Raw genomic sequence first — 13403 nt, forward strand, 5'->3', positions numbered from 1 at the left:
TGATAACTGATGACTGTTATCTGTTATCGGTCATCGACCTTTACGAGTGATTATGCAATTTAGATGTGCTTGAGCTTAGCTATTATTGTTGGCTATTTTTCTGCTGAAACTTTGTTTTAATTAACACTGGCGTTCATAAGCAAGCTCACGTATGAGGGTTAGCCGAGATTGAATATAGTCGCTGAGAAAATCGGTGTCAGTGGGATCTAACAACGCTTGGTTTGTAGTTTGTTTGACCAACCATTGCACCAAGCAAGCGTCGTCCATCTGCAAGAGGGTCTTGGTTTGGGAATTTTCAACCACTGACCAAAGCTGACGCAGAATTTTAGGAGTCATCAGACCTCAAATTAATCATTAGTTAGCTTAGCTGTTTTCAGATTACACAATTCCAGCAGCAGCTTACGATCTAAATGTACAAGCTGAGACAAGTATTATCAAAAACTTAATATCGTGATTTATAACTTTATGAAGATTAAGAATTGAGCCACTCATCAAAAAGTTAATAAAACTTACCTAATACAAATTGTATAGTAGTTTTTGATACTGCTTTTCAATATAAATTATATCTGCATTATTATTAATTTTAAGCAAATTGAAGCGTATTAGATTCAGGAGACTCACCTTCTGCTTGCCAAGCTTTCAAATACATTTCAATCACTTCGTCAGCGTTACGAATAGCTGCTTCACGAGTTCTGCTGTCAGTGCAAGGCATGACAGGTGCGATCGGCAAACTCTGGAATGGTAACTAGAAAAAGTTGCTCTTCATCAGACCATTGAATAATCATGCTGTATCGATTCATGATTCTGATAAAGAGAGATGAGTTTCCTGAACCACTTCCAGAAGATGCATTTGTATTTTTGATGCATCAAGGTTATATGTTTTGGTTTTTGATAACTTCTGAGGGGGACGATCCACCCGTTTATGGTTACGAGGAAGGGGCAGCACCAATCCCATATACTTCAGTTCCTTTCAAAAAACTCTCTTCTAGCTTTAGTAAATTTTTAGTTGAATTATTAGAACAAGAAGCAGAAGTTGCCAAAACATTGTAAGAATAAACCTCAATAAATACTGTTTTTTAGCACAGGATTGAGAATAAATTTTTAATCAAGCTTTTTTGGGTTATTGACTATTAATAGCCTCAACTAGAAATTTATAACACTTGTAGGACTTACGCACTCGTGACGAAAAACTAAGCTTTTGAGATTACTTCGCTCTCCTGCGGGAACGCAGGAGAGCGAACGCTCGCTCCGGACGTAAAATCGTAGTCCGTGCGTAAGTCCTGACTTGGATAATTTCTGTGGTTATTCATATTCTTGCAACGATCCCAACTTGGCAATTCCCGGCCAAATTATAGCCGTCGCAATTACTACCAAAATCGTACCAATTCCACCACCAACTACAGAAATTACTGGGCCAAACAAAGCAGCAGTTAAGCCAGACTCAAAACCCCCCAATTCATTGGAAGCACTGATAAAGACACTGTTAATAGCGGCAACTCTTCCGCGTAAATCATCCGGCGTTCTGATTTGCACTAATGTGTGGCGAATAACAACGCTAATAGTATCCAGTGCGCCACTAAGCGCCAGCATTAGCAGTGATAGCCAAAACCAACGAGAAAGCCCAAAGATAATTGTGACAACGCCAAAGCCAACAACTGACCACAGTAGAGCTGGGCCCGCTTTGCGTAAAGGTGGCAAATACGCCAAGGTGACAGCCATGATTAACGAGCCAATGGAGGGGGCTGCTTGTAGGTATCCTAACTCTACTGGGCCTACGTGCAAAATATCCTTAGCAAAAATGGGTAGTAGGGCGATCGCACCCCCCAACAATACAGCAAACATATCTAAGCTGATGGCTGCTAAAATCAATTGATTTTGCCAGACAAATCTCGCGCCAGCCCAAAGTACTTTTAATGAAAGTGGTTCGCTGGAACGGGTAATTTTTTCCTCTTTGATTGCCACCGTTAAACTAAAACATAGCAACGCCGCGATCGCTGCTAACATATACACTCCAGTAGCACTTCCCAATAAAGCTATGCCGAATCCCCCCAACGCTGGGCCAATCACAGCAGCTAGCTGAAAACTACTACTATTCCAAGTGGCTGCATTGGTGAAAACATTCACAGGTATCAACTGCCACATCAAGGCATCGCTGGCAGGTTTCAAAAATGCCCTAGCTACACCTGTAAACGCCAAGCAAGCATAAATCAAAAAAACTGATCCTTGGGTATAAGAAAGTACCGCCAAAGTAGTAGAGCATAGTGATAGCAATATGACAGAGAGTAACATAATCAATTTGCGATCGCGGCGATCGGCTACATCTCCCGCAATCAAAGTCAAAGCAATCATCGGCAAGACTTGCGCCAGGCCTACACCACCTAAAGCCATAGCAGAACCTGTACGCTCGTAGAGTTCCCAACCGATGGCTACAGTCTGCATTTGTGAGCCGATGAACAGCAACACGCGTCCAATAATAAAGAGTCGATAGTCACGAAATCTCAGCGCTGCTAAGGGGTCGTGTTGTGTAGCCTCATTGTTTTTGCGAGTTGAATTCTGTTTGCTCGAAGACATTTTTTAATAGCACTAAACTTTCTTCAATGTGGGAAAGTTCTTCATCTGTCATTCCCTGAAGCAACTCAGCGATTTGAGCGCGGGTATGGGCTTGTGATTGTTGCAGATGGTACTTCCCTTCATCAGTGAGATTAAGGACGATGCGCCGTCGTTCTTGAGGATGGTGATAGCGTTCCACCAAGCTGCGTTGTACTAGCCGTTCTATGGTTGCTGATGCTGTAGCAGATGTTACACCGAGATGGTCTGCTAAGTCAGATAATGAAGCACCAGGATTACGATTGAGAAATGCTAGCGATCGCAACTGAGGTATGGAAAGAAAAGCAGCATTGTGGGCCCGCATCTCAGATCGGATAAACCGCATTACTAATGGAACTGTTTCCATTACTCTGGCAGCACATTCTTCGGAATTTGTACCTTGAGCGGGTTTATCCAAGGTCATAGGATGTTGTTCTCCTGATTACATTGACACCTGTGGATCAAGTTGTCCACAGATAAGGGTTCAGTCTATTAATGCTAGCAAGAGAATTGTACAATCCAGACCAGAGCTTTAGATGTTAGTACCACTACGCAAAAGCCAAATCTGAAAGTCAACAGCTATGGTTTTGTGGAATTTTTGGTCTTTTTTTAGTGAATACGCGTATCTAGCGCACGCTATCTTAGTGGCATTCCTGATTAACGTGAGTTCGATGAACCTGTACCCAACTCCTCAAAGGACGCAGATATTGGCTCTAAATATCCTTAGTTATCAACGAAAAAATCAAACTTTGGAGAGGAGTGTTTTTAATCTGTCGAACTCACGTCTAATTACATTGCCACTCGTGGATAAAGTCGTCCACCAATGATGGCTAAGACTGTTAATGTAAATGCAAGAATCATCAAGTCAAAACCAAAGCCGTAGACACTGGAGCCATTCAATAGCATCGTGCCACGCAAAGCGTCAACCTGGTAAGTTAAGGGGTTCAAGTGGGAAATGAACTTTAACCAGCCGGGCATAATAGCAACGGGATAGATCGCATTACTGGCAAAAAATAACGGCATGGTTAACATTTGCCCAATTCCTGTCATCCGTTCTCGTGTTTTCGCCAAACAACCAATGATTAGCGAAAAAATGCAAAAACAACCTGCGCCCAACATTACTAGTAGTAACACTTGGAAAATAGCTATAGGATGAAAATTAAGTTTGACACCTAAAAACGTTGCTATTGCGTAAATGACCAATACTTGTGATAGACAACGCACTCCACACGCAAGAGCTTTGCCCAAGACCATAGCTACGCGCGGTGTAGGACTGGCTAGAAATTTATGCACAATTCCTAAATCTCGCTCCCAGATTAGTGTCATCCCACCAGTGAAAATTGCTATATACAACACACTCTGAGCAAGAATACCAGCAGCCATGAAGTCTAAATAGGGTAAGCTTCCTGTAGGAATCTCCCGAAGGCGGGCAAATACTTGCCCAAAAATGAGTAGCCACAATGATGGTTGTACAGAACGGACTACTAAATCAGTGGGGTCGTGGCGCAGTTTACGCACTTCCAATTCAGCAATCACGAAGGTTTTTGTAACTAGCTCTTTAATTGCAGAGATGATATTACCTCGCCTAGCAGTTGGTGCTTTAACCCAACCGCTGGGCAGTACGTCTGGTTCTTGCTGTATCACGGTAGCTGACTCCTGATGTTAATTGGTCACCTGTGTAGTGAATAAACACATCATCCAAAGTTGCGTTAGGTTTATCCAAGGAGGCTTTTAAGTCACTTGGTGCGCCTATGGTTGCGACTGCGCCCTGCTGCATAATCGCTACTCGATTACACAAATTGTCGGCTTCTTCTAAAAAGTGGGTTGTTAAAAATATGGTTGTGCCGTAATCAACACAAAGTTGTTTTACGAGCTGCCATACTTGAGTACGAGCGATGGGATCTAGTCCGACTGTCGGCTCATCAAGAAACAAAATTTGCGGTTGATGCAGTACTGATATGGCAATTTCTAATTTACGAATCATGCCACCAGAGTAGTTTCGTACCAAGCGATTTGCAGCATCTTGCAAACCCATGAATGCCAAAATATCACGGATGTGCTGACGCCGACGGGAAAAGGGAATTTCATACAGTTTGGCAAAGATTAACAGATTTTCGTAACCTGTGAGGCTACCATCAGCAGAGAGAGCCTGTGGCACGTAGCCAATAACTCGCCTAACAGCATTAGGTTGATGGGTTACGTCGTAGCCAGCTAAAATTGCCTTCCCAGTACTAAGAGGTAGTAATGTCGTTAACATTTTAATAGCTGTACTCTTACCTGCGCCATTTGGGCCGAGTAAGCCAAACACTTCACCCTGTTCCACAGATATGTTCAGGTTATCAACGGCGGTAAATTTACCAAAGCGGCGTGTGAGTTTCTGGGTTTCTAGAATAATCGGTTTCGGTTGGCTGGCAGGTGTTTCCGACCGATCTGTTTTTCCTGTCAGTGTTGTCACAAGTTTGATGCACTTCCTTAGTTAGAAAAACTAACTATTAGTTTGACAATATATTGTGAGTAAGTCAATAGTTTTTTGGGGAATGGGGCATGGGGCACTTGTGCCGACTTGGGCTGAGCTTGCCCTGAGCGTAGCCGAAGCAGCGAAGTCGAGGTGAGCCGAAGTATTGGGCATGGGGAATGATACAAAATAATTAGTAATTTTTAATACCTAGTGCGCTATGTTCTATTCCCATAGCGGGACTTACGCAAAAATCACGAAAAAGCTTAATTTATTATAGACGCGAAGCGGCTTGCCGAAGGCTACCGCCAAGGCGCTAAGAACGCCAAGAATTTGTAGAGTGTGCGTAAGTCCTAAAAACGCTGTAAGTCCTGACTCAATGCCCAATTTCCCATGCCCAATGACGCCATTTGCTCCACTTGGGGAGACCCCAAGACCGCAATGGCTCCCCAATGCCCAAATTTCTTATCTTTGAACAGTCATGATTCGTTGATTTTGAAGGACTTCTGTGGCTTTTTCAGCAGAAAGCGGTTTGTAGAACAGAAAACCCTGTACATCTTCACAATTGATAGATTTGAGAAAATCTAGTTCTTCTGGCTTTTCTACCCCTTCGGCGGTCAGCCTCAATCCTAGACTCCTTGCCAAGGTAACGATCGCTTTGACAATATGAGCCACTCTGACATCTGTTGTCAACTGTTGAATGAAAGACTTGTCAATTTTGAGATTGTGGATTGGTAATAGTTGCAGACGTGAGAGGGAAGAATGACCTGTACCAAAGTCATCGATTGAAAGATGAACACCCATCTTTTCGAGATTTCGCAATACTGTTCTAGTGAACTCTAAATCTTCGATCGCAGTGGATTCAGTAATTTCTAATTCTAAAAAATGAGGCTCTAACCTCGTCTGTTCTAAGATTTCAGCTACAGTTTCTACTAGTTTAGGTTGGCGGAACTGTTTAGGAGAGAGATTAACAGCAATCTTCAAAGGAGGCAATCCTGCTTGTTGCCAGACTTGATTTTGAATACAGGCTGCCCGTAAAACCCATTCGCCAATAGGTATAATTAATCCACTTTCCTCGGCGATAGGAATAAAAACACTAGGCCCTACTAGTCCCATTTCCGGGTGCTTCCAGCGTAACAGCGCCTCCATACCAGTAATTTTATTTGTAGCAATGTTTACTCTTGGCTGGTAGTACACCGTTAATTCATTTCTTTCTAAGGCATAGCGCAGACTCTTCTCTAAAGTCAAAAATTCAGGATTTTTGGTACTTAGGCTAGTGGTATAGAACTGATAGTTATTTCTTCCTTCGTCTTTGGCATAATACAAAGCTGTATCTGCGTGCTTGATCAAAGTTTCAGCATCAGGACTATGTTCATCTAGCAGGGAAATGCCGAGGCTAGCACTGACGTAAAGTTCGTGACCATCAAGATTGAAGGCATTCTCCAAAGCGTTGAGGATTCTCCAGGCTACTTGAGTAACTTCTTCCAGACAATTGACTCGTGGTAGTAGGATAGTAAATTCATCTCCTCCCCAACGAGCAACACTATCACCGCTTCTGAGAGAATCTTTCAATCTTTGAGCCACCTGTTGTAACAGTCGGTCTCCTAAACTGTGCCCTAGGGTGTCATTGATGATTTTGAAACGATCCAAATCAAGGAACATTACAGCTAAACTTTCGTGATTACGAAGCGCGTTAGGTAAGGCTTTGGAAAGTAGCTCATTAAATAGTAGGCGATTTGGTAATCCAGTCAGCAGATCGTGAAGAGCTTGGTAACGAATCTTTTGCTCTACTTGTTGACGTTGCCTAGCACCACTGATACTAGCCGCCATCGTCAACAGCGTAGATTCTTCATGTCTTGACCAGTGACGTTCTTTTGAACAGTCGGCTAAGCCGAGGCATCCCCAGAAATCATCTTCTAAGCGCAGGGGCACTAATAGAAGAGATTGAATACCATCTTGGGTAAGCAATTCTTGTTCGACTGGAGGAAATTCTCTGGTAATGCTGCTAATGGATTGTCCCTGAGAAAGAGTAGTGTACCAACGTGTTAGTTGAGAGGAGTGATAGAGCTGATTCTGCCAGTGATCTTTAGAATACTCAAGACCAAAGCGTATCCATTCAAATTGGAGGCTGAGTGCCATCTCTCCTGTAACTGGGTGAGGATGGTTGTTGAAGAGATAGACGCGATCTGCCTTGGCAGCTTCGCCCAGCACAGCTAAAGCTTTGTCAATTCCTGTTTCATAATTCATTTCCACTAGCAAATAATTAGCCGCTTCTGCAACTGCTTGGAGTAAGCGATCGCGTTGGCGCAGTTCGGCTTCGGCTTGCTTTTGTTCAGTAATATCACGGACAATAAAAGTCCTAATTAAATCACTTTCAGGCAGACAATGGACGGATTGTTCAAAAACTTCTTGACCAACTTCCACCTCCCGCACAAAAGGGTTTATTTTTCGATTCTGTACTGCGCTTAATAGTCCCATCAGAAGGGGATGCTGCTTTCCAGTTTCTCTGAGCTTGGGAAACTTGAGAGCTGCGGCAGGATTAAGATATGTTACTGTTCCTTGTAAATCCGTCTCGATAATTGGATTAGGAACAAGTTCAGGAAAAGATGCTAGGCGAGCCAGTAGAGTTTCACTAGCTCCTTGCCAGCTTGGATCGACAGCTAAGGTTTGAAAACTACTAACTGGATTTACTGGTTCCGACAGTAAACTAGACAAGTCTTGAGCTTGGGAAGATTCAGAAAAAGCATTTTCTGAAAGGTTGGTAATAGCGTAATATCTAGCCTGAGCTTGATTGTTGCCAAAAAAAATTACATCACCATGTTTGAGGTTATGAGAGGAACACTTATTACCATTGACTATTAAGCCATTAGTGCTACTTTTACCCTTGAAGTTACCATCAATAATCAAAAAGCCATATTGGTCAGTCTCTGGAAGAGTTACCCGTAATAAAATGGCGTGTTGCCTGGATACTGATCGAGAACGGAGAACAATAGAGTTCTCAGGATGCCGCCCAAGAGAATAAGTGGTTTCTTGAAGGGGGATCGTTCGCTGCCCTTGCATGTCTTGGACAATCAATAGATGGCGTATTTTTTCCCGCTCATTTCCTGCCATCGTTCTTCCTCAAGTATTCATGTCTTTAGATATTCGTTGAAAAATACTGCTGTGGTTGAGTTATAACCTTTAGTCTCCATTTTCTAAAAAAGCTAGTCACTTTTATTAATGAAGTAGACCTGACGCGATCGCCAAGCTAATGAAATATGCTTAGTTGCGACCTAGTTTTATCAGTGGAAGTCTTGCTCTTTGTGTTACCTGATGTTAACAACTTGAAAAACCTAGGACTTTCAGTCACTGTCTTTTGCTTCCATTCTTTCTTAAATAACTACAATAATTTCAAATGATTAATATTATACATGGTATAATTGCGGATTTTTTCTGAGATGGCTGGCAAGTATCAGTGAAATACATTATTAAGTTAATCAAGATAGTATTTTGAAAAATTACTTGGTATTTCTACTGGTAAAGTAATTATCTTTACAAAATTTTATTATTTGAAATTAGTATTAATATAATACCAATTTTTGATGAAGATGCGCCTATAAGAATGACGCGAAACAACTCCCCATAGAAGGAATTATGAATTGCTCCTGCGTGAATAAAATTAAACCATAGATAGAATTGATATCAGGTATTTATGAACAGTGGAAAGCAAAATCAAAAAAATTTGCATACCTGACTAACCCAGATACAACTTGTTAAGCAGAAGTGCCGCGATCGCCCATAGACTTTTTGGATGAGAAGCAAATACCATTGGGGTTCGTATCCTTAGTTCGAGCGATCGCAAATTATAGAAAATATCGGGTATTAGCAGTCGAAGCATACTTTAGGACAGTGCTGATTGCTACTAGCTTTGAAATAACTTGGTTTTTAACGCCAGGTGCTTCAAGTCGGGAAACCCGCCCAACGCACTGGCTCCTCAGCACTCAGCACTCAGCACTTTGCTATATTAGCAGCACTTAAGCAGGCTGATATGTAGCTATTAATGGGTTTTATTCCTCTTCAATAAACCTGCGCTATGGGCAATATGTTTCTGTGCTATAGCAATTTTTGCAAGGAGGCTTGTGCAGATTGGTAGCAACCACATAACTCACGATAATTTTTCAACTTGTTGCTGACTGCTAAAAGTAAAGTTTAGTTTCAAAAAATATTCATCCTCATACATATAGTGTTAACTTATTAATTGAAGCGTAAAGGCTTCCCTGGCAGATCCAACAGCCAAAGTAAACAAGTTAAATTCAATTAAGAGGTAAAAACGCTGTTTCAAAATCTGTCTCGTTCAATCAAAGCAACACCCAACTTAAACGCTGATATTTCCTCAAACTATTAGTGAAAGGGGGCAATACAACTGGTTATCTAACACAATGGAAGTGTTTATCAACTCAGTGTAACCCTGTGGTTTAGTTTGATAATGAGAGGAAATAAATTAGGCGGATAGAAAGTTGGGTGTTGCTGTTTTAAGAAGGTAACATCCATAAATCAAAACAGGATTCAAGAACTGAAAAAGCCAAATTTAAGGCTTTCTTCAAGGCTTTAAAAGGGATTGTAAACTAAAGAAAAATACACCCCATCTTCCTGCAATGATTTTCCCTCAGATTCCGCAGATATTAAAGGAATGCCCCAGTCAAGACGAGCGCTGAAGCGATCGCCTTGTGTCCAACGCAAACCAAGACCAACGGAAGCTAGGGTGTTAGGGTCTGGATTTGGGGCTGAATTATTCCAGGCAACACCGAAATCTACGAATGGTGCTAGTTTGACAATACTATTTGTTTCGGACAAGCGGAGAATTGGTATTTGCACTTCAGCAGAAGCAAAAGTGCCATTATCCGTCAATAATAAATCTTGACGATAGCCCCGAACACTGTCCAAACCACCTAAGCCGAATTGCTCTAAAGGTAACAGCGAAGTAGATGATATTTGGGTATTTAGGCGTAAAAGTAATAAAGTATCAGGAGCTAAAAGACGCGCCCACTGTGCTTGCCCTTGCCATGCAAAAAACCGGCCATCAGGACGGACTGAATTAATTGTGGCATTAAATGCACCTGTGCCTAAATTGAATTGAGAACGCAGGGCAATGACTTCACGGCTGTTACGAGATGTCCATTCTTGAAAAAAACGCAACGCAGATATACGCGTGCGTCCCTCGTCGTCAGCACCCAAGGAAGGAAAAGCTATGCGATCGCCTTCGATATAAGAGGCTTCACTTTCCCGTCGAGAAGCTGTGACGCCAAGGGCAAATTCTTGCCTAGGAGTTTGAACAATTGGCTGGCGGAATGTCAGTTCGTAGTAGCGAGAAGAAGATTCAATGTCTAGAACGTTAAAAGGACGTTCGATCACATTGCTCCATGAAGTACCAAAGTAAAACGAGAGCGTCCCGTTATAAGGATTGATGGGTAACGTATAGCTAGTATCCAAAGCGTTGCTACCATCAGTGTTAGTGTAGCTGAGACTCAAACCATCTCCTAGTCCTAACAAGTTGGCTTCATTGACTTGTAGCCGCCGTCGAAAGCTACCAACACTAGGCGATCGCCCGTTATCAAGAACTACTTGGGTACTGAAGGATTTTGCTTCTGCAATCTTGACTTCTAGCACACTTGCACCAGGGCGTGAACCAGCCGACAATTCAGCATTCACAGTTTCAATCAAAGGATTAAGTTGCAACAATTGCAGCGCTTCTAAAAGACGGTCTCGATTGAGAGGCGCTGAAGTAGCAATTTTAAGGCGACTGCGTACATAATTAGGATTTAGTCGCCTAGTGCCAGTGATTTGGATATCTTCCAATTTACCTTCAACCACCTGAATTGTAATCACACCAGACTTAATGATTTGAGGTGGGATATAAGCACCAGAAGTAATGTAGCCCTTTTGAATGTATAAATTGGTAATTTGCGATCGCGCTTGAAAAAGTTCGGTTAGAGAGATGGGTCTTTTGGTAAATTGCTCAGTAACTTTAGCTAACTCTTCGGGACTAAATACTGTACTGCCAAAAACTTCAAACCGTTCCACAGTGATAGTTTGAGGAGTTTTGTCAGATGATGGCGGCTCATCAGGTGTGGGAGTTGAAGTTGAGGGTGGAAGTAGTTCTGTTGGTGGGGGAAGTTGTTGTGGTAGTTCGGGTGAGGGTTGAGGAGAAGGTAAAGCTGGTTGAATATCTTGCGGTGGCACATCTGACGGTGATGGAACTTGCTGCGACAAGATAAAATTGTTGCTAGCTAATTGCGTAGTATTAAGTGCTTGGGCTTGTAAGGCTCCAGTAGTGACACTGCTAAGGAACACAAATATACTCAGCGGAAAGCAGGACACTGCAAAGGTCTGAGAGTATTTTTCAATCATGGCACTAGATTAGTTTCAATGAGAAACTAGGCGATATACGGTAACTGCTTCAGATGTAAATACTACTTGATCCTTTGATAGTAAAGTTGATATTTTCCACAAATAAGTAGGTAGATATAAAAACTTTATCTCATTTTTGGGTATGGGGAAGAACTGGACTTAGGGGTAGCACACAATACTACTCGCTTTGTGCATTTTGAACTCAGAATTTGGTTTGGGAAAAGGTTACTGGGGTTGGGTTAAAGGTTTTTTCTTTCCCTTTTCCCCTTCCCCTTTTCCCCTTAACCGACAAGTATTGGGGTAGCACATATTTTTCTTTCCCCTATACCCTACACGCTGCACTCTAATTTTAGTCACTCGTCCATTAGGTAGATTACTAGATTGAAGATGTCGCCTCGTTAGTCAGAGGACACATGATAAATGGCTTTCTATGATTGGTTCATAAACTAAAAGACAGCACTAAGAACTTATTAGACCTCTTGCAAAAGTCGTTCTTAGCGTTCTTTTCTTTGCGACTTTGCGACTTTGCGTGAAACAAAAAAAGATTTATGCAAGAAGTCTATTGACTAGCATCAGCAACCATAAAAAGCTTGCGGGGTGACAAATCTGGAGGGAAAATGCAACACGATGAGTTTATTGGACAGGTACAAAATCGTGCCCACCTCAGTTCACGGGGTGATGCAGAAGTTGCAACCCGTGCTACTTTAGAAACTTTGGCTGAACGGTTAGCTGGAGGTGAGCCTTTCAATGCGGCTGCCCAACTTCCTAAAGGGATTGCAAATTATTTACAACACGAATACGCAGGTATGGGAACGCGCTTCTCATTAGATGAATTTTTTCAGCGAGTCAGTCAACGGGAAGGTGTAGAATTGCCAGATGCGGTTTATCACGCCCGCGTAGTAATTGAGGTGCTGAGGGAGGCTATTAGCCCAGGCGAAATCAATGATATTCGCTCTCAACTGCCATCAGAATATAATGCATTATTTGATGCAGGAAGCCGAGGAGAAATGCGTGCTAATGCGTAAAGACTGTTTTCTGAAATAACTAGCAGGAGCTGAACACCATGCTATTTCAAGACCGAACAGCGGCAGGTCAATTTTTGGCTGGAGAGTTAGCAAATTATGCCAACCTTCCAGATGTGGTGGTGTTAGCTTTGCCTAGAGGTGGTGTACCCGTTGCCTTTGAAGTTGCTAAAGCATTAAATGCTACCTTAGATGTGCTTGTGGTTCGCAAATTGGGCGTACCTAACGATCAAGAATTAGCAATGGGAGCGATCGCGCCATTGGGTGTACTAGTACTCAATCAAGATATTGTAAATCAACTCAATATCTCCGATGAAGTAATCACGCGAGTTGCAGAGCGAGAACGACAGGAACTAGAGCGACGGGAACGACTTTATCGAGGCGATCGCCCCATTTTGGAGTTGCGGGGACGGACAGTCATCTTGGTAGATGATGGTTTAGCAACAGGTGCAACCATGTGGGCTGCTGTGGTGGCGTTACGTAAACAAGAACCTGCTTCTATTGTTGTGGCTGTCCCAGTGGCTGCGACTGAAACCTACGAAGATTTGCAAGGTAAGGTAGAAAAAGTTATCTGCTGTGCCACACCCAAGCCTTTTTATAGTGTAGGTGGTTGGTACGAAAAATTTCCACAAACCACAGATGAAGAAGTTTGTAATCTACTAGAAAAAGCAACAAAGATTTACGAGTTACACATGGTAGAGAAATCAAAACTTGGGGCTGGGTATGGGGCATAGGGGAGTGAAAAATCAATACCTCATGCCCTCGAACTCAACAAAAATTTAGCTGCGTAAGTCCAGAGATTGATTAGCCATTCTTGACTTCTAATACCAATTTTAAAAATGATTGTGACAGATTTATTGATAAAACCCGGATACATAAGGTGATTCACAATCTAAAATCTAAAATTTAAAATCCAAAATCCAAAATAGTATAGGTTCTGTACTTTAACCTGT

General features: G+C 42.2%; 11 protein-coding genes and 1 pseudogene. 4 read left to right on the forward strand and 8 right to left on the reverse strand.

Translation table 11 applies throughout. The features are described from left to right. Positions 1–120: 120 nt before the first annotated feature. Together I8748_RS28825 and I8748_RS28830 are read right to left on the reverse strand one after the other, a co-directional pair. Positions 121–336: a hypothetical protein gene (locus I8748_RS28825; RefSeq protein ID WP_198127922.1), complete on the reverse strand. Its 216-nt coding sequence runs from the start codon at positions 334–336 to the stop codon at positions 121–123. A gap of 247 nt (positions 337–583) precedes the next feature. Continuing rightward, a pseudogene (locus tag I8748_RS28830) lies at positions 584–800 on the reverse strand (type II toxin-antitoxin system HicB family antitoxin). Here I8748_RS28830 and I8748_RS28835 point away from each other — a divergent pair. Beyond that, on the forward strand, positions 799–1050 hold the full coding sequence (locus I8748_RS28835; protein WP_198127923.1) for a hypothetical protein: 252 nt from the start codon (positions 799–801) through the stop codon (positions 1048–1050). The pseudogene I8748_RS28830 and the gene I8748_RS28835 overlap by 2 nt on opposite strands. A 252-nt stretch (positions 1051–1302) precedes the next feature. On the opposite strand, the gene I8748_RS28840 is transcribed toward I8748_RS28835, so the two are convergent. From I8748_RS28840 to I8748_RS28860, 5 genes are all read right to left on the reverse strand, one after another. Continuing rightward, positions 1303–2571, reverse strand: coding sequence for an MFS transporter (locus I8748_RS28840; RefSeq protein ID WP_198127924.1), 1269 nt, complete (start codon positions 2569–2571; stop codon positions 1303–1305). Continuing rightward, a complete protein-coding gene (locus tag I8748_RS28845) occupies positions 2531–3010 on the reverse strand; it encodes a MarR family winged helix-turn-helix transcriptional regulator (RefSeq protein WP_198127925.1) in 480 nt (159 codons plus the stop codon). Before I8748_RS28845 ends, I8748_RS28840 begins: the two co-directional genes overlap by 41 nt. Positions 3011–3375: 365 nt before the next feature. Continuing rightward, entirely contained in the window at positions 3376–4230 is an 855-nt protein-coding gene (locus I8748_RS28850) for an ABC transporter permease (protein WP_198127926.1), read from the reverse strand. Further along, positions 4187–5041: an ATP-binding cassette domain-containing protein gene (locus tag I8748_RS28855; protein ID WP_198127927.1), complete on the reverse strand. Its 855-nt coding sequence runs from the start codon at positions 5039–5041 to the stop codon at positions 4187–4189. The genes I8748_RS28850 and I8748_RS28855 overlap by 44 nt, the downstream gene beginning before the upstream one ends. Before the next feature lie 465 nt (positions 5042–5506). After that, positions 5507–8152 carry an EAL domain-containing protein gene (locus tag I8748_RS28860; protein ID WP_198127928.1) on the reverse strand — a complete coding sequence of 882 codons (2646 nt, stop codon included), beginning with the start codon at positions 8150–8152 and terminating at the stop codon, positions 5507–5509. 651 nt (positions 8153–8803) lie between these two features. On the opposite strand from I8748_RS28860, the gene I8748_RS28865 reads away from it, so the two are divergent. Continuing rightward, positions 8804–9058: a hypothetical protein gene (locus I8748_RS28865; protein ID WP_198127929.1), complete on the forward strand. Its 255-nt coding sequence runs from the start codon at positions 8804–8806 to the stop codon at positions 9056–9058. A gap of 570 nt (positions 9059–9628) precedes the next feature. Here the strand turns inward: I8748_RS28865 and I8748_RS28870 are convergent. Then, positions 9629–11428 carry a ShlB/FhaC/HecB family hemolysin secretion/activation protein gene (locus I8748_RS28870; protein ID WP_198127930.1) on the reverse strand — a complete coding sequence of 600 codons (1800 nt, stop codon included), beginning with the start codon at positions 11426–11428 and terminating at the stop codon, positions 9629–9631. Between the two features lie 617 nt (positions 11429–12045). Between I8748_RS28870 and I8748_RS28875 the strand changes: the two genes are divergently transcribed. Next, complete coding sequence (locus I8748_RS28875) at positions 12046–12453, forward strand: DUF2267 domain-containing protein (protein WP_198127931.1); 408 nt, start codon at positions 12046–12048, stop codon at positions 12451–12453. A gap of 38 nt (positions 12454–12491) precedes the next feature. Next, positions 12492–13184 carry a phosphoribosyltransferase gene (locus I8748_RS28880; protein ID WP_198127932.1) on the forward strand — a complete coding sequence of 231 codons (693 nt, stop codon included), beginning with the start codon at positions 12492–12494 and terminating at the stop codon, positions 13182–13184. The last annotated feature ends 219 nt before the right edge of the window (positions 13185–13403 follow it).

Origin of the sequence: Amazonocrinis nigriterrae CENA67, from assembly GCF_016056305.1 — a bacterium.
In the GTDB taxonomy this organism is placed as follows: Bacteria; Cyanobacteriota; Cyanobacteriia; order Cyanobacteriales; family Nostocaceae; genus Amazonocrinis; species Amazonocrinis nigriterrae.

What these genes read in the sequence shown, in the direction of transcription:
- I8748_RS28825 (WP_198127922.1), bottom strand. Translation starts at nt 336, where the DNA reads ATGACTCCTAAAATTCTGCGTCAGCTTTGGTCAGTGGTTGAAAATTCC.
- I8748_RS28835 (WP_198127923.1), top strand. Translation starts at nt 799, where the DNA reads ATGATTCTGATAAAGAGAGATGAGTTTCCTGAACCACTTCCAGAAGAT.
- I8748_RS28840 (WP_198127924.1), bottom strand. Translation starts at nt 2,571, where the DNA reads ATGTCTTCGAGCAAACAGAATTCAACTCGCAAAAACAATGAGGCTACA.
- I8748_RS28845 (WP_198127925.1), bottom strand. Translation starts at nt 3,010, where the DNA reads ATGACCTTGGATAAACCCGCTCAAGGTACAAATTCCGAAGAATGTGCT.
- I8748_RS28860 (WP_198127928.1), bottom strand. Translation starts at nt 8,152, where the DNA reads ATGGCAGGAAATGAGCGGGAAAAAATACGCCATCTATTGATTGTCCAA.
- I8748_RS28870 (WP_198127930.1), bottom strand. Translation starts at nt 11,428, where the DNA reads ATGATTGAAAAATACTCTCAGACCTTTGCAGTGTCCTGCTTTCCGCTG.
- I8748_RS28875 (WP_198127931.1), top strand. Translation starts at nt 12,046, where the DNA reads ATGCAACACGATGAGTTTATTGGACAGGTACAAAATCGTGCCCACCTC.
- I8748_RS28880 (WP_198127932.1), top strand. Translation starts at nt 12,492, where the DNA reads ATGCTATTTCAAGACCGAACAGCGGCAGGTCAATTTTTGGCTGGAGAG.